Raw genomic sequence first — 22,544 nt, forward strand, 5'->3', positions numbered from 1 at the left:
CAAGGAATGTCACAGTTGCGTTCCAGGTTCCCCGTGGGTCGGCGGTTCACCATCTGTCCATGACCGAGAAGAGAATGCAGACCGAAGGCCTGCGCGTGAAAGTGCTTGGACTGGCTGGAGCCGCCGCGTTCGTCACGCTGGGGATCCTCAGCCTCGGTGGCGGCCACTCCACCACCGGTGGCGTCGATCTGGCGGGTTCGGGTGACGCCCCCGCCAGCACCACCTACGTCCAGCCGACGGAGAACGCCATGACCATGGGGGCCACCGCGACGTGGACCACCCCGACCAGCGTGGAGCCGATCGCCAAGGCTTCCCCCGCGAAGACGGGTTAGTCGACATGCGCACATTGGTGAGTGGCTCGCTACTCGCGGCATCGGCCGTGCTGTGCCTCGGGGCCGGCGTGGCGCATGCCGGGTCGACGCCCGACGTCGTCGGCAAGAAGTACAGCGACGCCCAGACCGACATCAGTGGCGCCGGCCTCACGGCGGTGGTCTCCACGACCGTCGGCGATCAAAAGGCATGGCCCGACTGCCTGGTGACCAACACGGTCGCTCGTACCGTGCCGGCGCCGGAGAACAGCGGCGGCTCGGCGACGAACCAGCTTCTGGTCTCGCTGAACTGCGACGACGGCGAAGCCTCCAACAAGGGGCCCGGCTTCTCGGCGGCCAGCCCCGAGGGCAAGGCGGCCGCAGCGGCGTCGTCGTCCGCCGCCGCAGCCGCCTCGTCGTCTGCCGCAGCTGCGGCACCCGCGGCCTGATCGCTCAGTTCTGCGCGACCAAATTCCGCGGGTGGTGGCACGCCGCGACGTGCGCGGCCTCCAGCTCCTCGAGTTGGGGGTCGTCCACGGTGCAGACCTCTGTCGCCCACGGGCAACGGGTGTGAAAGTGACACCCTGACGGCGGATCGATGGGGCTTGGCACGTCGCCCTCGAGCACCAGCCGCTCGCGGGCGACGTTCAGCTTGGGGTCGGGAATCGGCACCGCGGAGAGCAACGCATTCGAATACGGGTGCAGCGGTTGGTCGTACAGCTTCGCCGAGGGAGCGCTCTCCACGATTCGGCCGAGGTACATCACCGCGACCCGATCCGAGACGTGCCGCACCACACCGAGGTCGTGTGCGACGAAGAGGTATGACAGGCCCAGCTCCGACTGAAGGTTCTTGAGCAGGTTCACGATTTGCGCCTGCACCGAGACGTCCAAGGCCGAGACCGGCTCGTCGGCGATGATCAGCTTGGGCTCCAGGGCCAAGGCCCGCGCGATGCCGATCCGCTGTCGCTGACCACCGCTGAACTCGTGCGGGTAGCGGCTGGCGTGCTCGGCGCTCAGGCCCACGCGGTCGAGCAACTCCTGCACCCGCCTGTCGACGTCGCGGCCGCTGGCCAGCCCGTGCAACTCCATGGGTTCACCGATGATCTGCCCGACGCGCTTGCGGGGGTTCAGCGATGCGTAGGGGTCCTGGAAGATCATCTGCATCTGGCGCCGGACCGGACGCAGGCTGCGCCGTGACCGGCCCACCAGCTCCTCGCCGAGGAACTTGACCGAGCCCGAGGTCGGGGTGGTCAACTGCAGGATGGTCCGGCTCAGGGTCGACTTGCCGCAGCCGGATTCACCGACCAGGCCGAGGGTTTCGCCTTCGTTGATCGTCAGGCTGACGCCGTCGACTGCCTTGACGTGGGCCACCACGCGGTCGACGATCACCCCGGACTTGACGGGAAAGTGCTTGACCAGGTTGGTCACCTCGAGCAGGGGTTCACCGCTCATGACGCCACGTCCTTCCGAAGACCGATGTGCCCGTCGACGTCGCGGAGTCGGCGCTTGTCGGCTGGGTCGAGCCAGCAGCGGTCACCGTCGAGCGGTGGCGGTTGCGAGCACTTGTCGAACTCGTGCGGGCAGCGAGCCGCGAAGCGGCAACCCGTTGGCGGATTCAGCAGCGAGGGTGGCGAACCCGCGATCTGGGCCAGCCGGGTCGGCCGGGGTTGGTCGAGTCGCGGCAGCGAGCCAAGCAGGCCCCACGTGTACGGGTGCTGCGGATCGTAGAAGATGTCGTCGAGCGTCGCGTCTTCGACGATCTGGCCGGCGTACATCACCGCGACCCGGTCGGCGATCTCGGCAACCACACCGAGATCGTGGGTGATGAGGACGACGGCGAGCCCGCGTTCCCGGTTGAGCTCGTCGAGCAGGCGAAGGATCTGGGCCTGCACGGTGACGTCGAGCGCGGTGGTCGGCTCGTCGGCGATGAGCACGTCGGGGTCGAGTGCCAGCGCCATGGCGATCATGACGCGCTGGCGCATGCCGCCGGAGAACTCGTGCGGGTAATCCTGAACGCGCCGTTCGGGATTCGGGATGCCCACCGACCGCAGGAGTTCCACGGCCTTGTCCTGGGCGTCCTTCTTCGACACCTTGCCGTGTGCCCGGATCATCTCCACGATCTGGTGGCCGACCCGGTACACCGGATTCAGCGACGTCATCGGATCCTGGAAGATCATCGCGATGCGCTTGCCGCGGATCTCGCGGAACCGCTCGTCGTCGAGCTCGATGAGGTCGTGACCGTCGAACTCCACGGATCCCGTGATCGTGGCGTTCGGCGCGCGGGTGAGACCCAGCAGCGTCTGGGCGGTGACGCTCTTGCCGGAACCGGATTCGCCGACGATGGCCAGGATTTCGCCCTCGTCGAGGTCGAAGGACACCCCGTCCACCGCCCGCACCACTCCGCCGTCGGTGGCGAATCGGACGGCCAGGTCGCGTACCGAGAGAATCATGCGGGTGCCGCCTCTCCGAGACGAATTCGTGGGTCGAGGAACGCGTAGAGGATGTCGACGACGGTGTTGAAGAACACGATGAAGAACGCGCCGAAGATCGTCACGCCCACCAATGGCGGCAGGTCGAGACTGCCGATGGCGCGTCCCGCGTAGAGCCCGACGCCGTTGATGTTGAACACCGTTTCGGTGAGGATCGCACCACCGCCGACCACCGCGCCGAAGTCCAATCCGAACAGCGTCACGATGGGGATCATCGAGTTGCGCAACACGTGTCGAATTCGCACCTGGCGCTCTGGCAGACCCTTCGCGCGGGCCGTGCGGACGTAGTCCTCGTTCATCACGTCGAGCATGTTGGAGCGCAGCACCCGGCTGTAGAAGCCGACGTAGAGCACCGCCAGTGTCAGCCACGGCAGGATCAGGTGCGACGCCCATCTCAGCGGATCGGTCGTCAGGGGAACGTAGCTACTGGTCGGGAACAACTGCACCTTGAAGGTGAAGAAGTACAGCAGGATTGCCGCCAACCAGAAGACCGGCATCGAGATGCCCACCAGCGACAGGATCGTCAGGGCCCGGTCGGTGAACCGGCCCGAGTGGATCGCGCTGAGGTAGCCGAACACGACTGCCAGCACCATCCACAGCACGGCCGCGCCGATGGTGAGCGACAGCGTGGCGGGCAACCCGCGCCAGATCTGGTCGGTGACGTTCTGCGCGCTGGCGTACGACGTCAGCGTCCCGGTGAAGATCTTCTTCATCAGCGTCAGGTACTGAACCCACAGCGGTTGATCCAGGCCAAGATCCGCGCTCACCCTGGCGATCAGCTCGGGATTGGCGTTCTTGCCAGCGATGCGGATGGCCGGATTGGAGTTGGGGATGACGTTGAAGATGAGGAAGACGATCACCGAGATTGCGAACAGCACGGCGATCATCCCGGTCAGTCGCCGGGCGACGAAACGAAACATGGGGCTAGTGCTCCAGTCGGATCTTGGCGCGAGGATCGAGTGCGTCGCGGAGACCGTCACCAAAGACGTTGAGCGACAACACCGTGAGCACGATCATGAGGCCAGGGATGATGGTCAGATGCGGCGCGGTGTAGATGGTCTGATAGCCGTCGGCGATCATGGTGCCCCACGACGCACTCGGGGGGCGGACACCTGCGCCGAGGAAGGACAACGCCGATTCGAGCAGCATGTCGTTGGCGATGTTCAACGTGAAGAACACGATGATCGTCGACACCACGTTGGGCAGCAGCTCGGTAATCATGATGCGCACCGAGCCCTTGCCCTGCGCGACCGCAGCCTCCACGAATTCCTTCTCCCGCAAGGCCAGAACCTCGCCACGGATTGGTCGGGCCATGTACGGCACGTACACCAAACCGATGATCAGGATCGGAATCCACACCGAGTCGCCGGCCAGCGTGGTGAAGCCGAGGCTCAGGCCGCCGACTGCCAGCGCCGTGCCGAGGGCGATGCCAAGCAGCAGTACCGGGAAGGCCCAGACGACGTCCATGACCCGGGAGAGGATCGCGTCGATCCAGCCGCGGTAGTAGCCGCACAGCAGTCCCACCACGACCGCCACGACCGTGGTGATCGCGGCCGAGACGACACCGATGAACAGCGACGTGCGTCCGCCGTAGAGCAGTCGCACCATGACGTCGCGGCCGTTCTGGTCGGCCCCGAGCAGATACTGCCCGCGCAACCCCGGACCGATCGGCGTGCCGTCGGGAGAGACGATGTCGACTTGCTTACCGCCCACGTCGATCGTGTCGGTGATGTGGTTGGCGTCCGGGGTGGTGTGGGCGACGTGGTCCGCCCACAGCGGTGCGGCCAGACACAGCAGCACGATCGCGACGAACAACAGCCCGAACGCCAGTGCAACCTTGTTGCGGCGCAGCCGAAGTCCCGCCAGATACCAGGGGCTGCGCCCCTGGATCGTGGCGAGCGGAACTCCGGTGGGAAGTGGCGGCTCGTCCGCCACTTCCACCTCTGAGAAGGGGGCAGCCATTACTTGATGGCGAAGGACGTGAAGTCCTGGCTGAACAGCAGGTGGCGGTAGCTCTTGTCGAAGTCCATGCGCTCGGACAGGAACGTCGTGTACTGCTCGTTGCCGTACGGCGCCCACGCCGCCTGCTCCATGTACGCCTTGTCGAGCGCCGCGTACTGGTCCTTGACGCCCGGATCCTCCAGCTGCTTGGTGCGCAGCTCGTTCATCTTGGCGTCCAGCTCGGGGTAGTTGGCCCGCGAGTAGTTGTTGCCGTTGGTGGGCAGGATGCTGGCGCCGTTGAGCAGCGGGCGGAAGAAGTCGTCCGGGTGCGGGAAGTCCTGGAACCAGTCACCGAAGCCGGTGTCGAGGTCCGGGGTGGACTGGTTGCCGATGGTGGCCCAGTAGACGTCACCGGAGATCACCTTCAGCGTGGCGTTGAAGCCCAGCTGGGACAGCACGTCGTGGTAGTACTCGCCGATCCGCTTGCGGTCGGGCTCGTCGTCGGTCCACACCGTGATGTCCTTGTCGGCGGGGTTCGCCTCGGCGATGAGCTGCTTGGCCTTGTTCAAGTCCTGACCCGGGTAGAGCTTGAACTCCTGGTAACCCGGCATTCCCGGCGGCAGGATCTGCTGCGACGGGTGCAGGCGACCACCGAAGACTCGGTTGAGCGCCTCGGGGTCGATGGCGTAGTTGACGGCCTGGCGCACGCGCAGGTCGTTGAACGGCGCCTTCTGGTTGTTCATCCAGAAGTAGTAGGTGTTGATCGATTCCTCCATGCGGAAGCGATCGGCGAAGCGCGACTTGACCTCGGCGAGCCGGTCGGCGTCCGGCGGATCGGACATGTAGTCGACCCGGTTCTGCTCGATGTCGGTGACCTGTGCGGTGTTGCTCTTGTTCTGCGTGATGGTGATCTTGTCGACGTTCGCGTCGGCGACTTCCGTCGCGCCGGCGTCCTTGACGGACTTGAAGTTCGGGTTGCGCTCCAAGGTCATGGTCTGCGGGGCCTGAACGTTGGAGATCATGAACGGGCCACTCGACGGCGGCGGGTTGTTCGTGGCGTCCTTGTCCAGCGGGGTGCTCGGCGGGACGGGTGCGGCGAAGGTCAGGCCGAGGATGCTGTCGAAGGTGCCGTTGGGCTCGGTCAACGTGATGGTGATGTCCCCGGTGGCGTCATCGGTGACGATTCCACTGATGGTGTTGGCCGTGCCGCCGGCGTATTCCTTGGCGCCGACGATGGTCTCGTAGAAGACCGACCCGCCGGAATTCGCCTTGAACAGACGCTGAATGGCGTAGGTGAAGTCCGACGCCTTGATCGGGGTGCCGTCGGAGTACTTCATGTTCGACCGCAGCTTGAGCTTGTAGGTCTTGCCGTCGGGGGAGACCGTCGGCATCGCCTCGGCCAGGCCGGGGACGACCTTGGTGCCGTCTTCGCCCTTGGCGTGCTTGTAGGTGAGCAGCGGGGTGTAGACGTTGTAGAGGGTTTCCCAACCCTCCACGGTGTAGGACAGCTGGGGATCGACGTAGTCCGGGAAGGACGTCATCGTGACGTTGATGTCGCCGCCGCCGGTACCGCCGCCACTACTCGCACTGTCACCGGTGTCACCCCCGCACGCGGCGACGCCGAAAGCCGTCAGCGCCGCGACGACGCTCGCGGTCACCGCCTTGTGAAACTTGGTCATGTGAGATCCCTTGGTCATGTGTCCCGACGGTGTCCACTACGTGTACGCCTCCCGTCGAGGTGCCATTGCATCTTTTACGAAAAATGACGGATGGCAACTCGGGCTGCCAGGAATGGGCGCTGCGCCCCACCGCTCTGGCCTGCGAAATCCCAGGATGCGGCGGGTGCGGCCCGCCCCCCGACGAGGCCTGCGGCGGTTGCTGCAGTCGTCCGCAGCGGCCTGTCACGATCTCGCGGTGGTCGGAAAAATTACTGTTATCGTGCCGTTTGACCGGAAAATTAACGAGTGCGTGGGAATCGCCACGAAGGTAGCCGACCACGGCGGCGCTCCCGGTGGTAGGGGAGGTCTGAAAAAAACCTCCAAGAATTCTGAGCGAACCGGCGCGTCGGCTGGTCGGCGCGCCGGTCTCGGTGCCCCGGGGGTCGGTATCCGACTGGGTACATTCGACCCGTGGCGCGCAACGACGGTCCCCGCGGACCCCAAGACGACCCGTATTACTCCGACGGCGAGCCGACGCAATACGGCGGTTACCCCCGCGGGGACTCGCAGGCCTACTCCGATCCGACGAGGGCGGCGAACTACGGCGGCCAGGATGCCTACGGTCAGCAGCCGCAGTACGGCCAGCCCGACTACGGCCAGCCTGACTATGGCCAGCAGCTCCCACCCGAGCCGCCCCAACCCTGGTACCGCACCGCTCCCGGGTTGGTCAGCCTCGGCGCGATCGGCGTCATCATCCTCGCTCTGATCGTCTACGCGATCGTCTCGCTCACCGGCGGCGACGACTCCAGCTCCACCTCCACCACGTCGAGCACGACGAGTTCCAGTGCGGCCACGACCACCTCGGGCGCGGAATCCGTCGCGCCGGCTCCCACGGGCGGCACGGAGACGGTGACCCAAACCGAGACCCCCAGCTCGACGACCGATCCGTCGACCACGACCACGACGAGTCCGACCACGACCACCACGACGCCGCCGACCACGAGTACGACGGTCTCGACGAGTACGAGTACGAGTACCGTCACGCAGACGGTGACCGTGCCCCCGACCGGCGCGGCCCAGACGCCCGGTACTGGTGGAACCGGCACCGGCTAGTCCTGCGACCACCGCGTATCGCGTCTGTCCTAGGGTGCTTGCATGCGAGGAATCATCCTGGCCGGTGGTACGGGGACGCGGCTCTATCCGATCACCATGGGCGTGTGCAAGCAGTTGCTGCCCGTGTACGACAAGCCGCTGATCTATTACTCGCTGTCCACCCTGATCCTGGCCGGCATCCGCGACATTCAGGTGATCACCACCGCGGGTGACGTGGAGGCCTTCACCCGGTTGCTCGGGGACGGTTCGACATTCGGCACCAACATCACCTATGCGGTTCAGGATCGACCCGAAGGCGTCGCCCAGGCCTTCGTGGTCGGCGCCGACCACATCGGCGACGACTCGGTCGCCTTGATCCTGGGGGACAACATCTTCTACGGTCCGAGCCTGGGCACCAGCCTGGCCCGGTTCTCCAACGTCGACGGCGGCGCGATTTTCGCGTACTGGGTGGCCAACCCGTCGGCGTACGGCGTCGTCGAGTTCGGCGACGGGGGCAGGGCACTGTCCTTGGAGGAGAAACCAGCCACCCCGAAGTCGCACTACGCGGTGCCCGGCTTGTACTTCTACGACAACGACGTCGTCGAGATCGCAAAGTCGCTACGCCCCTCTGGCCGTAGCGAATACGAGATCACCGACGTCAACCGGACGTACCTCGAGCGCGGCAAGCTGGGCGTGGAGGTCTTGGCCCGCGGCACGGCGTGGCTGGACACGGGAACGTTCGACTCGCTGCTCGACGCCAGCGACTACGTCCGGACCATCGAGCGCCGTCAGGGGTTGAAGATCGGCGTGCCCGAGGAGGTCGCCTGGCGCCTGGGCTTCATCGACGACGAGCAGTTGGTCGAGCGGGCGCACTCCGTGCTCGAGTCAGGGTACGGCGCTTACCTGTTGCAGCTGCTCGACGTCTAGACGCTCGAGGCGACCGTTCTCCGTGAACCGGTTCGGCAGCGCCAGGGCGAAGATGGTCCGCACCGTCATCAGGTACTGCTTGACCAGATGACCCGTCGTGTAGGGCAGGCCGTAGGCGTCGCACAGCGCCCGCACCCGCGTGGCGATCTCGGCGTAGCGGTTGCTCGGCAGATCGGGGAACAGGTGGTGCTCGATCTGGTAACACAGGTTGCCGCTCATGAACGCCATCACCGGTCCGGCGTCGAAGTTGGCGCTGCCCAACATCTGTCGTAGATACCACTCGGGTTTGGTTTCGTTCTCGAGTGTCTTGGGTTCGAACTTCTCGGCGCCGTCGGCGAAGTGGCCGCAACAGATGACCACGTACGCCCAGACGTTGCGCAGCACGTTGGCCGTGACGTTCGCGCCCAGAGTCCGCCGCCATCGCACGAGGCTCAACGCCGGGTACAGGGCGTAGTCCTTGACCATCTGGCGCCCGATCTTACGCCGCAGCGCCTTGCCGTGGGCCGCCTTCTCCACGTCGGTGGTGGCCCGCTCCTGCTCGGAATACAGGTCGTGCAAGGCGATGCCCCACTCAAACCCCAACGCCAGCAACACACTTCGCAGCGGCGCGAAGAGGTAGCTCGGATTCCACTCCTGATCCCGGCTGACCCGCAGCACGCCGTAGCCCAAATCGTCGTCGACGCCCACGACGTTGGTGTTCACGTGGTGGCGGTAGTTGTGGGAGTAGCGCCACTGCGACGACAGCCCGGCCATGTCCCACTCCCAGGTGGTGGAGTGGATCTCGGGATCGTTCATCCAGTCCCATTGCCCGTGGCCGACGTTGTGCGCGATCTCCATGTTCTCGATGCTCTTCGCGGCCGCCAAGCCGATGGCGCCGAGCCACCATCCGCGCCGGCCCGAGGTCGCGGCGATGGTCAAGCGGGCTGCGACTTCCAGTACTCGTTGGCCCGCGATGGTCCTGCGGATGTAGTTCCGATCCCTGGTGCCGCGACTGGCTTCGACGTCGCGGCGGATCTGGTCCAACTCCGCGGCGAGCGCCTCGAGGTCTGATTCGGTCAGGTGCGCGTATTCGGCGACGTCGGCAATGGCCATCGGTTCATCGTCTCTGCTTGGTTTCGGAGGCCCTCGGCAGAGGATCGTGAATCAGCGTAGACGTCACGAGCGTCCGGTGGTGAGTCGTTTCCCGCCGAGGTGCCCCAGCAAAATACCTTTGGTCTCATACGTTCGACGCGCGCAGAATGAGCTAACCGGATACGATCCGTGGGGCTTCAATCCGTATTACCTTCGCTAACAACTGCGTGCGTTCGACAGCTCGGAAAAGTGCACATCGAGGTAGCTGATGTGCGGATGAACCGGCCAGTGAATGCGATGCTCGCTAATGTCCGCGAACCGCTGCGCGAGGTAATGATTCAAGTGCAGCAAATAATGATCTTGATGGTTTGCTGGCCAATCACAGCATGGCGACGCGTTGTCATACGTGCAGCGACTGGCAAGCCTCGTGAGCTGGGAAGCGACCATTCTTGCTTTCGCTAACATCTATGGCCCTGCCATTTGCCGAGGGGAAGCCGGTACGGCAGCCGAGACCACAGCGGGCTCAATCGTCGAATGGGCCGACGTAATGCGCCGCGGCACCGCGTCCCGCCGCGCAGCAAAGGGTGGATTCTCCGAAAATCGGTTAGCTGAATCCGTTGCAATTTTCTGTCACCGGGGTAAATTCAGTGCACGCTCAGAGGGGCTGTTAGCTGTCGGCAAAAGGGGAAATCATGATCAGGACCAACTGTCGCTCGGTGGGCGCAGGCATCACGGCCGTCGGAGCCGCTGCATTGCTCATCAGTCAGTATGGTTCGCTCGCTGCTACCCCCGAGAAGCCGGCAGTGCCCGAGATCCGCACGGCGGCCCTGCCGTTCGAGTTCGACTTCAACCGGACGTTCCCGTGGGCCTTGGCTCCCGGCAACGTCGTCAGCAGCGTCGGACAGGCGACCGTATCCGCCGTCAGCGCGTATCAGAACGCGACGTTGTTCGGGGCGGGCGCCGCGCTGCAGACGGCCAACCAGATTGGTCCACTGACGTTCGGCCTCAACTCGATCAAGGCCATCAGCGCCCAGCAGGGTCCCAACGGGCAACAACCGTCCACCGTGAACGTGACTGATCTGGACCAGTGGCAGCTCGGCCTGGCGGGCCTGGCCAACACCGCGGGCGCCATCGGCTTCGTGGACAACGCCGCCTTCTACGACCCGTACGTCCTCACGCACGCTGGTTTCCTGCAGACCACCAACAACTTCGGCCCAGCGTTCTTCAACCTCAACGTCCTCAAGGCCATCGGGCTCACCCAGGTGCCCAACGCCAACAGCGGCGCCGTCCTTCAAAGCGGACGGCCCGACGATTTCAGCGCCGTCGACATCGGCCGCTGGTCGGCCGGCATTCCCGGGGTCATCACCAACACCGGGACGACGGGCTTCGTCTTCTCCTTGGACTTCGGCAACGGGCTCGACGCCTTCTTCGTCGGCGGTCTGCACACCACCACGACGATCGGCGGGATGGTGTTCGACTTCAACTTCCTGCCGTCGATCCGGGCTGGTCTCTACCCGCCGAGCCTCAACATCTCGTTGGCACCGGACATGACGGCCGCCGAGACGGAGTTCAGGGACATCACCCCGCCACCACCGGGAACCATCGACCCGCCGGTCACCAATCCGCTGCCCTTCACCCCGCCCACCACCCTGACGGCGCGGTCGGCACCTGCCACCGAAGCCATCAGCGGTCCGCCTCCGGCTGACGCGAAGGCCGCCGCCGAAGACGAGACCCCGGCGGTCGTGGCAGACGAGCCGAAGGTGGACGCGACGACGGTCAGCGAGCCCAGTGCGACCACCGAGCCCACTGCGACCACCGAGCCCACTGCGACCGAGCCCAGTGCGACCAGCGAACCCAAGCCGAAGGTCGAGATCCCCGGTGTCAACGGCGTTCCGCTGATCGTGACGCCGGGCAGCGGGACGGGAACGTCTTCGGGCAGCGGCAACGGCCCGGCCGATCCGTTCGCAGGGTTGCGCTCCTTCGCCGACAACGTCAGGGGCGGGCTCGAGCGGCTCACCGGAACCGGACCGGCAGCCGCCACGGGTGGGGCCGGCTCGGAAGGCACCGGCACGTCAGGCGCCTCGGGCAGCACCGGCTCGGCCGGCTCCAGCGGTGGCTCCGACAAGTAGCGACAGCCGAAGACACGACGGCAGCCCCGGTATCCACCGGGGCGGCCTTCGTATGTCGCGGACGGCCTCAGCTCACTTGCAGAGCTCGACGATCTTGGCGCTGTTGGTCTCCAGCGCCTGCAGCCGTGCCACCTGACCGGACTGACCGTCGGCGCTTCCGGCCAGGGCGTCGATCGTCAGGTCCTGAAGGTCGGTCGCCAGCGTGCGCAACAGCCCGGCCAGCTCGGCGGGCACGGCGGGGCTGAGATTGTCGACCAGGTGTTGGCTGCCGACGGCCATCGCCAGCCGCGCGTTGGCTGCAACCGCCTGCGTGGCAACGGGATCGTCGCCACCCGAGGACTGGGTTTGCAGGGCGACCGCGGTGCGCACCTTGACGTAGGCCTGGCACGCCCGCGCCTTGGCCTCGGCGACCTGCTGGGCGCTGGGCGCCTGTGTCTGCTCGGTGGCCGGCGTGCGCGTCAGCGCCCATACCGCGACACCGGAGGAGGCCACCGCGACGACGGCCAGCACTACGGTGGCCCATCGCCACGGGGATCGTGCAGGAGGCGGGGGTGGTGGCGGGGCCACCGGCTCCCCGTCGGGCTCGGCGGCGTGCGTCATAGTTCGTCGATCGTATCCGGTGAATTTGCTGACGGACTCATTTGAGGGTTTCGACGCGACATCGTCACGGTTGGGTCGTGACACCGAGGAAGTCGCGGACGGGTTCGACCCCGCCGAGTCGGATGTCGCTGCGTCCAAGGGTCTCCCACTGCCGTCGGCCCATCGTGAACACCAGCATGGTGTCGGGGTGTCCGCGCCGGCGTTCCACCACCGGTTCCTGCTCGGTGTAGGGCAGCGAGCGGGTGACACCGAGCGAGGCCGCGTTGTCGTGCCACGCCCGGGTGGCGGCCACCCCGCCGTGCAACCCGTCGAAGATCAGATGCAGGGCAGCGTGCCGCATTTCGCGACCAAGGCCCTGGCCCTGAAACCGGCGGCCGATCCACGACCCCGTCGTCGCAGTGCGGGTGGAGGGAAAGTGAGCCGCGCTCAGCGTGCACACACCCACGAGCGCACCGTCGCGGTCGTGAGCCGCCAAGTTGAGGTGCCAATCGGCGGTGGTGGTCTCGGCCCGGCAGCGCCAGAAGTAGCGAACGGTGTTGCGCTGCAGCTCCGGAGGTTCGGCGTCGGTCCACGGCTCGGAGAACGGCATGGTGGCCGGGTCGTGGATGCCGTGGGTGGCCAGCTCGGCCAGCTCCGCTGCAAGCTCGTCGGTGACGTAGCGCAGCGTCAGTTTCGGCGTCGACGCCACGAGGTCGAAGAGAGGCCAGATGGCTCCTGTCATGGAGTCATCGCATCGCATCGTCGGTGCCGACCGCAACCGAGATTCGTCCCCGGCGCTAGCGTGGGGCGGTGTCCCGAGACAAGCCTCTGGGCTTCGACCTGCAGACCGACGGGGTGACGTCGGCGCGCATGCAGCGTCAACGCCGGCGTGACACGGCCATCGAGTTGGCGTTGCGGTCGCAGTTGCACGCCGCCGGGTTGAGATATCGGATCCATCAACGGCCGTTGCCTGCGCTGCGCCGCGAGGCCGACATCGTCTTCCGGCGGGCGAAGGTGGCGGTCTTCGTCGACGGGTGCTTCTGGCACGGGTGCCCCATTCATGCGACGACGCCGAAGCGCAACAACGACTTCTGGGTGGCTAAGATCGAGGGGAACGCGGCGCGGGATCGGGCGACCGATCAAGCGCTGCACGACGCCGGCTGGCAGTCGATCCGTGTCTGGGAGCACGAGGCGGCCGACGAGGCTGCCGCCACCGTCCGGCGAGTCGTCAAAAGCCGCTCAGGCCGAGGTTGACTCGACGAATTCCCGGAGCGGGGTGAGGTCGTGTTCCCAGAGGATGACGACACCGCGATCCTGGGCGGTGATGAGGCAGGACAGGTCGAAGACTCCGGCCAGGATCACCCCGGTCAGGGCTTGGGACCCGAAGTGGGCCCGCCAGGCGTCGGACTTGCCGCCCACCTCGCGGTTGACGCGCTTCCAGCCGTTCTTCGGGCCGTTGGACACCTTGCACTCCAGCGCGAGCAGGCGGCCGTCGAAGAGCCGGGCCGGAACGTCGCACTTGGCTCCCGCCAATCGGCGTTCCCGGCTGTAGCCGCCGCGCGGCATGTCGTCGATGAATTGGATTGGTGCGCGCGAGGGTTCGAGCGTCAGACCCGCGTCGTCGAGGGTCTTGGCCGTCGAGGTCTCCTGCCGGGACGACGCCTCGCCGCGTCGTTCCGTGCCGGTCTGCTGCGCAGCCCAGAGCACCGTCGTCGCCATGATCGCGGCGTCCCGTTCGTCCGGCCACGGTGGCCGTCCCTGGACGAGCCAGGGAAACCGCACCGGGTCGACGACATCGCGGATGGCCTCGGCGGTGTCCTCGGCGTAGTCCGGCGGCACGGAGCGGAACTTCGGCCCGCCGACGAGGGTCCACAGGTCTTCCTGGCTAATCGGTGGACCACACAGATAGCGGCAGGCTTGCCACGCCTGAGGGTCGGCCTCGAAGACCTTGCCGGTGAGGTTCTGGATGTCGTCGGAGGCCTCGAAGACCTGCTCCACGCGTGGTCGGAGCTGGTTGTACACCTGCTCGAAGGCCTTGGGGCCCTCTTCACGGCGAAGGTGGGTGAAGGCGTCCTCCGACGCGTCGCGGGCGGCCTTCAATTCCGCCGCCGTCCACCGGGGCGGGGCGACGAACGAAGGCGACACAGGCCGAGTCTGCCATCGAGGGTGCGCGGGCTCGGCCGACACGCTACTGCCTGGCGAGGATCCTCGTCCGCAGGCTTCCGTTGACCCGGTGCTCGGCCTCGGTGTAGCGAACGCGCTTGGTCAAGTAGTCCGGCCACGGCGGCATCGCAGGCGGCGTCTCGGCGGGGCCGTTGCGCACCGCGTCGAGCAGGGTTCGGCCGATGGCCTCGACGGCGTCGACCTGAACCGCGTTGCCGATGTGGCGGAAGAAGTTGCTGTTCTTTCCGGCGAAGCGCCAGTCGCGTGGAAATCCTTGCAGCGCAGCACATTCCTGCCAGGTCAGGCGGCGCAGGTCATGATCGCCGGGCAGCCGGATCCAATCCGGGGTGGCCGCGGTGCGGATGGTCCGAGACGGCAACGACAGGTTGGCCAGGAAGGCGTCCTGCCGATAGCCCCACTGACCGCTGGGCCGGTTGTTCATCACGCGGCCCTTCGTGCGCAGGCCGGTGCCCGGGGTCAGCTGCCGCAGCGCGTCACCGTCGAGCCCGGTGGGTCGGACCACGGCGTCCGGCGGCGCGGGCGGCAGAGAATCCAGTAGCTCGCCGAGGGAGACCCAGGGCTTGAGACCGTTCTCGCCATGGCGGTGATGGGTGGGCTCGGGAAATTCGGGCAGCTCGTGGTCGGCGGTCGCGATCAGATACAACCGCACCCTGCGCTGTGCGGCGCCGTAGTCGGCGGCGTTGAGCGTGGCCACCCGGCTGGAGTAGCCCTGGTCCAGCAGGTCGTGCTGGATGCTGCGCAGGACCTCCCCGGGTGCCCCGGTCGGCCCGACCGCGGTCACGAGGCCGCGAACATTCTCGAACAGCACGTACCGGGGCCGAAGGTCGTCGACGAGGCGGATCATGTGCGCGATCAACTGGCCGCGGGAGTCCCTCAAGCCCTTCTGGTGGCCGGCCGAGGACCACGGCTGGCACGGCGGTCCACCGGCGACCAGGTCCGGGCGCCAATCGGCGGTGGCGCCGCGCGGGCGTAGTTCCTCGGCGGTCAACGTCGCGACGTCCTTCTCGATCAGCGTCGTCTTGGCCAGGTGCTTTCCGCGGCGTCCCTTGATGGGAATGCCGGCGGCCTTGCTGGCGCGCAGGGTGTCCATGGCGTCGGCGGCGTGGTCGGTCGCCGCGACGACGTCCCAACCTGCGCGTTCGAGAGCGATGTCGAAACCGCCTGCGCCGGCGAACAGGCTCAGGACCTGGGGCTTGCGCGTACTACGCGGTGCCACCGCCACCCCTCTCGTGCGTCGAACGGCCATTCGGCTACAGGTATACAGCCTCGTACCGACAAGACTCGCACGCCATTCTCGTCGACGGCCGCCGTCTTCGGGGGACGCGCGCCGTCCCCGGTCACCACCAGATGGCGACGGCGCACCCGGCCCCGAGGGCCGCGGTGAGACCTCCGGTCAGACCGACCTGCCAGCGTGCCGGCGCGACGGCGACGTCGGTGCCGCTGAGCTGGCGTCGGCGGGCGATGCAGGTGTACGCGGCCGCCACCACGGCGAGGACGGCGAGCAGCGCATGCCCACGCACCATGGTCTCCCCGGTGCGGACGCCCAGCAGGATCGCGACGGCGATGAAGCCCAAAGCGGTTCTCTCCCAGCCGAGATGAGTTCGTTGGCGCGGCAGTGTCATGACCCTGCCAGGAGGATCATGACCAGCACTCCCACGCACGCGACGAGCAGGAACGCGGTGAGCGCGGCCGGTAACCGCGTCGGCGGCATGACGTCGTCGTCGTGCATCGCGCGCTGCACCAACTGCCAACGCCGCACCGACGCGACGGCGAGCACGGCACCGGCGGCCACCAGCAGCGTCGCCAGCGCGTGCCGACCCCACGCCACCGGGAACGGGGGAAGCAACTGCGCGACCGCGACGCCGCCGGCGATCAAGGCCAGGGCCGTCCTGATCCACGCCAGGAACGTGCGTTCGTTGGCAAGGGTGAACCGGTAGTCCGGCTCCCCGGAATCCGCACCGCCGGTCACGAGCCGTACCGCAGCCAGATGGGAAGGCACTGGTCGAGTTGCTGAGCGAACTTCTCCAGGCCCACGCGGTGCTCGCCGTATCCGGTGGGGTCGACGCGATGGCCGGGGAATGCGATGCCAATGCCGAACAGGCCGGGGGCGATGATGCCGTTGGCGGGGTTGTGGCGCAGCGGTCCCCACTGTGGTGCCTCGACGCGGCGTGGCTCGAACCCCACGGTGTAGACGACGCGGTCGCATCGAGCCAGCATCTCGTCGAAGCGCGGGTCGTCGACGTGGCACCGCTGCAGTCGATCGGGGAGCCGACCGTCGAGATTGTCGCGAGCCCACTGGGCTGCGTGACCCTTGAGGCCGGTGTCGTCGAACAACGTCCAGTCCTCGAATTCGACGGCGTAGCGCAGGGGTTGGCGGTAGAAGTCGACGATCTCGGCCACCGGCTGGGCCAACAGGTTTGGCAGGGCGAGCATCGTGGAGTGCGACGAGCCGAACACCGCAACCGTGGCGCCGTCGAGGTTCTCGGTGGCCAACTTGAGTGGGTCGACGACCACGTCGAGGGGGATCTCGCGCAGATCGGGATGATCGAGCGTCCGCGGGTCGGACCCGATCGCCAGGACGACGTTGTCGGAGGTGAGGGCGGTGTCGTCGGTGTGCAGCGTCCACCGGCGTTCGCTCATCTCCAGGCGGGTAACCCCGGCCTTGAGGGCGGTGACGCGGTCGGCGAGTCGCGTGGTGATCCAGCGCAACGGCTCGGCCACCACCCCGAGCAGACAGGTCTCCCGAGGGTCGACGTCGTGGATCGCGAAGTGGGGTGCCCGGGCGAAGTCGAACGCGGCGGTGGACTCCAGGAAGTTGACGAAGCCACCGGTGCGGGTGTTGCTGGACACCACGGACCACTTGGTTCCGAAGTCGCCGACCGCGAATTCGGGGTCGAGCCAGACGATGTCGGTCGGGGGCACGCCGACGTCGACGAGACGCCCGACGGTGGCGATCCCGGCGGGTCCGGCGCCGAGGACGGCCCACCGGTAGTGCGCTGTAGTCATGGCAGCGTTCCTTCGCTCGCAGTGACGTGATGCCGGTAGGCGTCACTGGTTCCATGGTCGGTCCGGCGCTCCCCGGCCGGTAGTGTCTTCGTCGTTGTGACCTCACAACCTCTGTTTGTGAGCTACGCCCCGGCGGTGCCGCGCTGCAAACGCTGCATGGTCTGAATGTGACCGAGGAGGTCGCGAACCGCTCCGGCCGGTGGCGCGCGGACGCCGAGCCAGATGGCCCGGAGGTGTCGACGCAAGTCGAGTTCGGGCGTCGAGACTTCCCTGAGCCGCCCGAAGGCGAGGTCGTCGGCGATCGACAGCCTGCTCATCACCGCGGGCGCCTGGCCTGCGAGCACGGCCGCCCGAACCGCGGCGGCCGAGGAGAGCTCGAGTGCCGGTGGCGCCTGCTCGGCGGGGTCGCACCCCGCCCGCTTCAAGGCTGCGGTGAGGGAATCGCGTGTGCCCGAACCCGATTCGCGGGAGATGAGCGGCGTCCTGGCGAGTTTGGCGGCGCTGACCGGACGCGGCCGGCGGGCCCATTCGTGATCGGGGGCCACCACGACCACCAACTCGTCTGCCGCCACGATCCTGCTACGCACCCGGCCGGGAGCCGTCGGGCTCTCCACGAATCCCACGTCGGCAGTGCCGCTTTCGACGTCGGCTACGGCGTGGCTGCTGTTGGTGGCGGTGAGGGTCAGCTCGGGGACCGGCGTGCCAAGGCGGGCTGCCGATGCGCGCAACGACATCAGCCAGCGCGGCAAGAGTTGCTCCGCGACGGTCTGGCTGGCCGAGATCACGAGGTGGGTTCGGGCGTCCGAGCGCAGCGACGCCAGCCCCGCGTCGACGTGATGGGCGACGTCGAGCAGTTGATGCGCCCATTCGGCGACGACCACGCCTGCCGGTGTCAGCTGTGAACCGCGGGGAGTGCGGACGGCGAGCTGCACGCCAATGCGCCCCTCCATCGAGGCCAGCCGGGCCGACACGGCTTGCTGGGTCAGGCCGACGTTCTTGGCGGCCGCGCCGATGCTGCCCGTCTCGGCGATCGCCAAGATGACCTCGAATTCCGCGAGGTCCGGCATGCGCGAACTGAGGGGCATGGTGGACATCGTGGCACCTGCCGTCGGGGTCAGGCGTCGACGGTGATGCGAACGGCGACGCGATCCTTCTTGCCGCGCGCGATGATTCGCTCGATGAACGTGATGACGTAGAACTCGAACCCGTATTTGGCCTTGATGAGGCGCTCGACCCTGGAGGTCTCCGCCGGGTCCGAGTCGACCACCCCGGAGCCGGTCGTCGTGCGGGCGCCCTCGGGCACGGTGCCGGTGCGTCCACATGGCGCCAACTGCACGCGGCTGTCGCGGCGCAGGCGTTTGACCTTCCAGCTGTCGGCGGGAGTCCACATCACCAGAGCGTCCCCGTCGCGCGCCAACCACATTGCGCCCGCAACGGGTTCACCGTTCTTCTTGAAGGTGGTCAGTGACACGAACTTCTCGTCGGCAAGGGAGGACACGTCGTCAGGCATGGCCACATCATGCATCTCGCCCGGGGGTCCGTCCATCGACGAGTCAGACGTCGGACCACGGTGCGTCCGCGACGCGCCGATCCCCGCCGTTGCGTTCCTGCCAGAACCGGTAGACGTCAACGGCGTCGTCGCGAGGCTCGTGGCGCATCGGCAGGCGACGCTCCTGCCAGGGCTTGGCCATCTCGTCGTAGAACGTGCTGAGCTCGAAGTACCGGCGGTCGTCGACGTAGTGCGGCTCGTAGGCCTCACGTGTGGTCAGGAAGACCACCTCGTCGGGGGAGCAGTAATACAGCGCTCCCAGGCACATGGGGCAGGGGTGGGCGAGCACGTAGATCGTGGCGCCGACGAGATGTTCGGTGCCCAACCGCGTGCAGGCCTGGCGGATGGCCAGGATCTCCGCATGTGCGGTGGGGTCGTGGGTCTGGGCGACCAAGTTGGGGCTCTCGGCGACGACCTCGCCGTCGCGGACGATGACGGTCGCGAACGGCCGCCCACCCTCGGCGACGTTGCGGCGAGCGATCTCCACGGTGTGCTGCGCGTAGTCGACCACGGCGTCGGGGTAGCCGTTGCGGGGTCGGTTCAACCGCGTGGCTTCGATGGTTTGCCGATTGTGCATCGCGCGCTACGTCGTCCGGATCAGATCGGCGGCCTTCTCGCCGATCATGATGGCGGTGGCATTGGTGTTCACCGGCCCCAGGCGGGGCATGACCGACGCGTCGGCGACCCGCACGCCGCTGAGCCCGTGCGGCCGCAGGTCGGGCCCCACGACGGCGTCGGGGCCCGTGCCCATCGCGCACGTGCCAACCGGGTGGTAGTAGGTGCCCGTGGCGCGAGCGAGGAACGCCCGCGCGGCCGCCTCGTCGGAGACTTTCGGCCCGGGGAGTACTTCGCGTGCGCGCCAGGGCGAAAAGGGTTCGGTGGCGCCGATTTCGCGAGCCACGCCGAGGCCGTGCAGCAGTCGCCGAACGTCGGACTCCGCGCCGAGGTAATTCGGGTCGATCAGCGGCGGCGTCGCCGGGTCCGGCCTCGCCAGCCGCACGGACCCGCGTGCCTCCGGCGCCGTCGTCACCGCCAGCGTGTAACTGTTCGGCGGCGCAGAGAGGTGCGGCGGGTGGAAGGGCACGTGAATGAACATCAACTGCATGTCGGGGCCGGGCAACGCAGCGTCGCTGCGCCACGTCAGCGACGCTTCGGCGAGATTGGTCTGCCCTGCGGGAATTGGCGCCGCCGACTCGTAGACGACCCCGCACAGTGGGTGGTCGTGCAGATTGCGGCCCACCCCGGGCAGATCGTGGATGACACCCACGCCCGCGGCACGAAGTTCGTCACCGGGGCCGACGCCCGACAGCAGAAGCAGGCGCGGCGTGTCGACGGTGCCTGCGCTGACCACGACCTCCGCCTCGGCGTAGACGGTTCTGGTGCGTCCATCCTGAACGAAGTCCACACCGACGCAATGCGTTCCCACGAATCGCAGTGCGTGGGCGCGCGAGTTAATCATGACGGTCAAGTTCGTCCGGTCGCCCGCGGGGTGCAGGTAGGCGGCGGCGGTGCTTTGCCGCCTGCCCTTGGAGATCGCGAGATCATGCCAGCCGGCACCCTCGGCCTTGGCGCCGTTGAAGTCGTCGGTCAGTGGGAATCCGGCCGCGACGGCGGCGTCGAGGAACACCTGCGACAACGGGCTGGCCACCTCGGCCGCAGCGGGTGCGGGAGCCATGGGGCCGTCGGTGCCACGGTAGCGCGGATCTCCACCCGGGACGGTCTCCATGCGCTGGAAGTATGGCAGCACAGAGTCGTAATCCCAGCCGGTGCAACCGAATTCCAGCCACCGGTCGAAGTCGCTGCGATGGCCGCGCACGTGCACCATCGCGTTGATGCTGCTGCTGCCCCCGAGGGTGTGCCCTCGCGGCCAATTGTGAACCAGGTCGCCGGTACCCCGTTGCGGGACGGTGTCGTAGGAGTAGTCGACGTCGGTACCCCACAACGTCGGCCACACCGGCGGTGCGGAGATCTCGGGCCGGGCGTCGTCCCTCCCGGACTCCAGCAGCAGAACCTGGACGCCCGGATCCTCGGACAGCCGGGCGGCGATCACGCTCCCGGCCGAGCCGGCGCCGATCACCACGTAGTCGTACTCGCTCAATCTGGCCATCGTCATCGTCCTTCATCAGTCGGTTGTGGTCGGTCGGTTCTCGGCTGCAGCACGAAGTCGTAGTGCGCCGACAGCCAGGGCACGTCGGAGGTTCCCCCACCGGGGGTAGGCCCCGGGGGACGACGGTCGAAGTCGACCACCAGCTCGGACCTGGTGCCGAACAACACGTCGGAGTAGAGATAGGCTGCGCCTCTGGCGAAGAGGTGCGTGGTCAGCGAATGTTGACCGGGTGAGGTGATCAAGAAGTACACGTGCGCCGGGCGGTAATGGCTGATGTCGGTACGCGAGATCAACTCTCCGACGGGTCCATCCATGGGGATGGAGTAGCCGAGCGGTGCGATGGTCTGCACGCAGAAGGTGCCGTCGGCACGCGAGGTGTACTTCCCGCGCAGCCGGACCTCGTCCCCGACTACCTGACTGTCGTAGAGTCCGTCGGCATCGGCCTGCCACACGTCGAGCACCGCCGCCGCGACGGGCCTGCCGGAGAGGTCGCGAACCAGACCGGTGACGTAGAGGGGTGTCCCGTCGACGCCGTCGGCCATGTTCGCCCCGTAGGCCAACGTCGGAGAGCCCTCGACGTGGAAGGGCCGAGGGACCGTGGCCGGCGTGGCCTTCGGCTCGTCGTGGGCCGTGGCCCAGCGTGCCGCCGCGACGGTGGTGAGGTCATGGCCGGTCACGACGCGGTTGCGCGAGCGGCTTGGTCGATGACGTCGGTGACGGCGTCGGGGCGAGAGACGGTCACGGCGTGCGAGGCTCCGACCTCCACCGTCGTCGACATGGCGCGTTCTCCCATGAAGCGCATCGAATCGGCCGGAATCGCAAGGTCTTCGGTGGTGACCAGATTCCAGGATGCGACGTCGTGCCAGGCCGCCCGGGTGGCCGGCTCGTCGAGCGCCGACTTGGTGATGGGTCGCTGGGTGGCGGCCATCAGCGCGGCGACGTCCGGTGCCACGTCGGCGGCGAACACCTTGCGGAATTGGTCCTGCTGAATGTAGAGATCGGTGTCCACGTTGCCGGCTGCAGGTGGCACGGGGACGGTGTGCAGGGCCGGACCGAGTTGGCCGCCGGGGAACTTGCCCGCCAACTCCGACGTGCTTTCACCCGGTTCGAGGATGAAGCTGGCGACGTACACCAGAGCCTTGACGTTGGCGTGCCCGACGGCGGCCTCGCTGATCACCGATCCGCCGTAGGAATGTCCGACCAGCACGACCGGGCCAGGCACACTGTCCAGGACGCTGGCGACGTACCGGGCATCCTGCTGCAGCCCGCGCAGCGGATTCGCCACGCCGAGAACGGGATAGCCGTCGCGTTGCAAGCGCTGGATGACCCCGTTCCAGCTCGAGGAGTCGGCGAAGGCGCCGTGGACCAGCACCACCGTGGGCTTGCCAGGCTCCGCCGGTTGCTCGGAGGGGCCCGACACCGCGAGCGCGCCACCGCAGGCCGCCAGTACCGCCAGCATGACGACGGCGACGATGGTCGTCGCTGCGGAGATGATGAATCGCAT

The 22,544-nt window shown here is 67.3% G+C and carries 25 protein-coding genes; 6 read left to right on the top strand and 19 right to left on the bottom strand.

Annotated elements, in window-relative coordinates; translation table 11 throughout:
• The first annotated feature begins 59 nt into the window (after window positions 1-59).
• Window positions 60-332: a hypothetical protein gene (locus H7K45_RS10465; protein WP_263995737.1), complete on the top strand. Its 273-nt coding sequence runs from the start codon at window positions 60-62 to the stop codon at window positions 330-332.
• A 5-nt stretch (window positions 333-337) separates the two neighbouring features.
• Complete coding sequence (locus H7K45_RS10470; RefSeq protein ID WP_263995738.1) at window positions 338-757, top strand: hypothetical protein; 420 nt, start codon at window positions 338-340, stop codon at window positions 755-757.
• 4 nt (window positions 758-761) lie between these two features.
• Here the strand turns inward: H7K45_RS10470 and H7K45_RS10475 are convergent, their stop codons facing one another.
• The 5 genes from H7K45_RS10475 to H7K45_RS10495 are packed head-to-tail and all read right to left on the bottom strand — an operon-like array spanning window position 762 to window position 6,417.
• Window positions 762-1,760: an ABC transporter ATP-binding protein gene (locus H7K45_RS10475; RefSeq protein WP_263995739.1), complete on the bottom strand. Its 999-nt coding sequence runs from the start codon at window positions 1,758-1,760 to the stop codon at window positions 762-764.
• Window positions 1,757-2,758 carry an ABC transporter ATP-binding protein gene (locus H7K45_RS10480; protein WP_263995740.1) on the bottom strand — a complete coding sequence of 334 codons (1,002 nt, stop codon included), beginning with the start codon at window positions 2,756-2,758 and terminating at the stop codon, window positions 1,757-1,759. Before H7K45_RS10480 ends, H7K45_RS10475 begins: the two co-directional genes overlap by 4 nt.
• Window positions 2,755-3,717 (bottom strand): ABC transporter permease, encoded by a 963-nt coding sequence (locus H7K45_RS10485; RefSeq protein ID WP_263995741.1) that lies wholly within the window; start codon window positions 3,715-3,717, stop codon window positions 2,755-2,757. Before H7K45_RS10485 ends, H7K45_RS10480 begins: the two co-directional genes overlap by 4 nt.
• A gap of 4 nt (window positions 3,718-3,721) precedes the next feature.
• A complete protein-coding gene (locus tag H7K45_RS10490; protein WP_263995742.1) occupies window positions 3,722-4,759 on the bottom strand; it encodes an ABC transporter permease in 1,038 nt (345 codons plus the stop codon).
• The gene (locus H7K45_RS10495) at window positions 4,759-6,417 is read right to left on the bottom strand and encodes an ABC transporter substrate-binding protein (RefSeq protein WP_263995743.1); all 1,659 of its coding nucleotides are present in this window, start codon (window positions 6,415-6,417) and stop codon (window positions 4,759-4,761) included. The genes H7K45_RS10490 and H7K45_RS10495 overlap by 1 nt, the downstream gene beginning before the upstream one ends.
• Before the next feature lie 450 nt (window positions 6,418-6,867).
• Between H7K45_RS10495 and H7K45_RS10500 the strand changes: the two genes are divergently transcribed.
• Complete coding sequence (locus tag H7K45_RS10500; RefSeq protein ID WP_263995744.1) at window positions 6,868-7,509, top strand: hypothetical protein; 642 nt, start codon at window positions 6,868-6,870, stop codon at window positions 7,507-7,509.
• A gap of 42 nt (window positions 7,510-7,551) precedes the next feature.
• Window positions 7,552-8,415: a glucose-1-phosphate thymidylyltransferase RfbA gene (gene rfbA, locus H7K45_RS10505; RefSeq protein ID WP_263995745.1), complete on the top strand. Its 864-nt coding sequence runs from the start codon at window positions 7,552-7,554 to the stop codon at window positions 8,413-8,415.
• On the opposite strand, the gene H7K45_RS10510 is transcribed toward rfbA, so the two are convergent.
• Window positions 8,374-9,507, bottom strand: a complete 1,134-nt coding sequence (locus H7K45_RS10510) for a fatty acid desaturase family protein (RefSeq protein WP_263995746.1) — start codon at window positions 9,505-9,507, stop codon at window positions 8,374-8,376. The two genes, rfbA and H7K45_RS10510, sit on opposite strands and share 42 nt — an antisense overlap.
• A gap of 671 nt (window positions 9,508-10,178) precedes the next feature.
• Here H7K45_RS10510 and H7K45_RS10515 point away from each other — a divergent pair.
• Window positions 10,179-11,615 (top strand): hypothetical protein, encoded by a 1,437-nt coding sequence (locus H7K45_RS10515; RefSeq protein WP_263995747.1) that lies wholly within the window; start codon window positions 10,179-10,181, stop codon window positions 11,613-11,615.
• Window positions 11,616-11,687: 72 nt separating this feature from the next.
• On the opposite strand, the gene H7K45_RS10520 is transcribed toward H7K45_RS10515, so the two are convergent.
• Together H7K45_RS10520 and H7K45_RS10525 are read right to left on the bottom strand one after the other, a co-directional pair.
• Window positions 11,688-12,215: a hypothetical protein gene (locus tag H7K45_RS10520; protein WP_263995748.1), complete on the bottom strand. Its 528-nt coding sequence runs from the start codon at window positions 12,213-12,215 to the stop codon at window positions 11,688-11,690.
• 64 nt (window positions 12,216-12,279) lie between these two features.
• On the bottom strand, window positions 12,280-12,936 hold the full coding sequence (locus H7K45_RS10525; RefSeq protein WP_263995749.1) for a GNAT family N-acetyltransferase: 657 nt from the start codon (window positions 12,934-12,936) through the stop codon (window positions 12,280-12,282).
• 68 nt (window positions 12,937-13,004) lie between these two features.
• On the opposite strand from H7K45_RS10525, the gene H7K45_RS10530 reads away from it, so the two are divergent.
• Entirely contained in the window at window positions 13,005-13,448 is a 444-nt protein-coding gene (locus tag H7K45_RS10530; RefSeq protein WP_263995750.1) for a very short patch repair endonuclease, read from the top strand.
• Here the strand turns inward: H7K45_RS10530 and H7K45_RS10535 are convergent.
• From H7K45_RS10535 to H7K45_RS10585, 11 genes are all read right to left on the bottom strand, one after another.
• Window positions 13,434-14,339, bottom strand: coding sequence for a XamI family restriction endonuclease (locus tag H7K45_RS10535; RefSeq protein ID WP_263995751.1), 906 nt, complete (start codon window positions 14,337-14,339; stop codon window positions 13,434-13,436). The two genes, H7K45_RS10530 and H7K45_RS10535, sit on opposite strands and share 15 nt — an antisense overlap.
• A 43-nt stretch (window positions 14,340-14,382) precedes the next feature.
• Window positions 14,383-15,594 (bottom strand): DNA cytosine methyltransferase, encoded by a 1,212-nt coding sequence (locus H7K45_RS10540; RefSeq protein WP_263995752.1) that lies wholly within the window; start codon window positions 15,592-15,594, stop codon window positions 14,383-14,385.
• Between the two features lie 121 nt (window positions 15,595-15,715).
• Window positions 15,716-16,000 carry a hypothetical protein gene (locus H7K45_RS10545; protein ID WP_263995753.1) on the bottom strand — a complete coding sequence of 95 codons (285 nt, stop codon included), beginning with the start codon at window positions 15,998-16,000 and terminating at the stop codon, window positions 15,716-15,718.
• Window positions 15,997-16,347 carry a YidH family protein gene (locus H7K45_RS10550; protein WP_263995754.1) on the bottom strand — a complete coding sequence of 117 codons (351 nt, stop codon included), beginning with the start codon at window positions 16,345-16,347 and terminating at the stop codon, window positions 15,997-15,999. Before H7K45_RS10550 ends, H7K45_RS10545 begins: the two co-directional genes overlap by 4 nt.
• Window positions 16,344-17,384, bottom strand: coding sequence for an FAD/NAD(P)-binding protein (locus H7K45_RS10555; RefSeq protein WP_263995755.1), 1,041 nt, complete (start codon window positions 17,382-17,384; stop codon window positions 16,344-16,346). The genes H7K45_RS10550 and H7K45_RS10555 overlap by 4 nt, the downstream gene beginning before the upstream one ends.
• 122 nt (window positions 17,385-17,506) lie before the next feature.
• The gene (locus H7K45_RS10560) at window positions 17,507-18,469 is read right to left on the bottom strand and encodes a LysR family transcriptional regulator (protein WP_263996955.1); all 963 of its coding nucleotides are present in this window, start codon (window positions 18,467-18,469) and stop codon (window positions 17,507-17,509) included.
• A 29-nt stretch (window positions 18,470-18,498) separates the two neighbouring features.
• On the bottom strand, window positions 18,499-18,894 hold the full coding sequence (locus H7K45_RS10565; RefSeq protein WP_263995756.1) for a PPOX class F420-dependent oxidoreductase: 396 nt from the start codon (window positions 18,892-18,894) through the stop codon (window positions 18,499-18,501).
• Between the two features lie 43 nt (window positions 18,895-18,937).
• A complete protein-coding gene (locus H7K45_RS10570; protein WP_263996956.1) occupies window positions 18,938-19,444 on the bottom strand; it encodes a nucleoside deaminase in 507 nt (168 codons plus the stop codon).
• Window positions 19,445-19,516: 72 nt separating this feature from the next.
• Window positions 19,517-21,040, bottom strand: a complete 1,524-nt coding sequence (locus H7K45_RS10575; RefSeq protein WP_263995757.1) for a GMC family oxidoreductase — start codon at window positions 21,038-21,040, stop codon at window positions 19,517-19,519.
• A gap of 2 nt (window positions 21,041-21,042) precedes the next feature.
• Window positions 21,043-21,717 carry a dioxygenase family protein gene (locus tag H7K45_RS10580; protein ID WP_263995758.1) on the bottom strand — a complete coding sequence of 225 codons (675 nt, stop codon included), beginning with the start codon at window positions 21,715-21,717 and terminating at the stop codon, window positions 21,043-21,045.
• Window positions 21,714-22,544, bottom strand: a complete 831-nt coding sequence (locus H7K45_RS10585) for an alpha/beta fold hydrolase (RefSeq protein WP_263995759.1) — start codon at window positions 22,542-22,544, stop codon at window positions 21,714-21,716. Before H7K45_RS10585 ends, H7K45_RS10580 begins: the two co-directional genes overlap by 4 nt.

The sequence above is a fragment of the Mycobacterium yunnanensis genome, assembly GCF_025823185.1.
GTDB lineage: Bacteria > Actinomycetota > Actinomycetes > Mycobacteriales > Mycobacteriaceae > Mycobacterium > Mycobacterium yunnanensis.

Bases quoted from the DNA above. Each gene is read 5' to 3' on its own strand.
- H7K45_RS10465 (WP_263995737.1), top strand. From the start codon at position 60: ATGACCGAGAAGAGAATGCAGACCGAAGGCCTGCGCGTGAAAGTGCTT.
- H7K45_RS10470 (WP_263995738.1), top strand. From the start codon at position 338: ATGCGCACATTGGTGAGTGGCTCGCTACTCGCGGCATCGGCCGTGCTG.
- H7K45_RS10475 (WP_263995739.1), bottom strand. From the start codon at position 1,760: ATGAGCGGTGAACCCCTGCTCGAGGTGACCAACCTGGTCAAGCACTTT.
- H7K45_RS10480 (WP_263995740.1), bottom strand. From the start codon at position 2,758: ATGATTCTCTCGGTACGCGACCTGGCCGTCCGATTCGCCACCGACGGC.
- H7K45_RS10485 (WP_263995741.1), bottom strand. From the start codon at position 3,717: ATGTTTCGTTTCGTCGCCCGGCGACTGACCGGGATGATCGCCGTGCTG.
- H7K45_RS10490 (WP_263995742.1), bottom strand. From the start codon at position 4,759: ATGGCTGCCCCCTTCTCAGAGGTGGAAGTGGCGGACGAGCCGCCACTT.
- H7K45_RS10495 (WP_263995743.1), bottom strand. From the start codon at position 6,417: ATGACCAAGTTTCACAAGGCGGTGACCGCGAGCGTCGTCGCGGCGCTG.
- rfbA (WP_263995745.1), top strand. From the start codon at position 7,552: ATGCGAGGAATCATCCTGGCCGGTGGTACGGGGACGCGGCTCTATCCG.
- H7K45_RS10510 (WP_263995746.1), bottom strand. From the start codon at position 9,507: ATGGCCATTGCCGACGTCGCCGAATACGCGCACCTGACCGAATCAGAC.
- H7K45_RS10515 (WP_263995747.1), top strand. From the start codon at position 10,179: ATGATCAGGACCAACTGTCGCTCGGTGGGCGCAGGCATCACGGCCGTC.
- H7K45_RS10520 (WP_263995748.1), bottom strand. From the start codon at position 12,215: ATGACGCACGCCGCCGAGCCCGACGGGGAGCCGGTGGCCCCGCCACCA.
- H7K45_RS10525 (WP_263995749.1), bottom strand. From the start codon at position 12,936: ATGACAGGAGCCATCTGGCCTCTCTTCGACCTCGTGGCGTCGACGCCG.
- H7K45_RS10545 (WP_263995753.1), bottom strand. From the start codon at position 16,000: ATGACACTGCCGCGCCAACGAACTCATCTCGGCTGGGAGAGAACCGCT.
- H7K45_RS10555 (WP_263995755.1), bottom strand. From the start codon at position 17,384: ATGACTACAGCGCACTACCGGTGGGCCGTCCTCGGCGCCGGACCCGCC.
- H7K45_RS10560 (WP_263996955.1), bottom strand. From the start codon at position 18,469: ATGCCCCTCAGTTCGCGCATGCCGGACCTCGCGGAATTCGAGGTCATC.
- H7K45_RS10565 (WP_263995756.1), bottom strand. From the start codon at position 18,894: ATGCCTGACGACGTGTCCTCCCTTGCCGACGAGAAGTTCGTGTCACTG.
- H7K45_RS10575 (WP_263995757.1), bottom strand. From the start codon at position 21,040: ATGGCCAGATTGAGCGAGTACGACTACGTGGTGATCGGCGCCGGCTCG.
- H7K45_RS10585 (WP_263995759.1), bottom strand. From the start codon at position 22,544: ATGCGATTCATCATCTCCGCAGCGACGACCATCGTCGCCGTCGTCATG.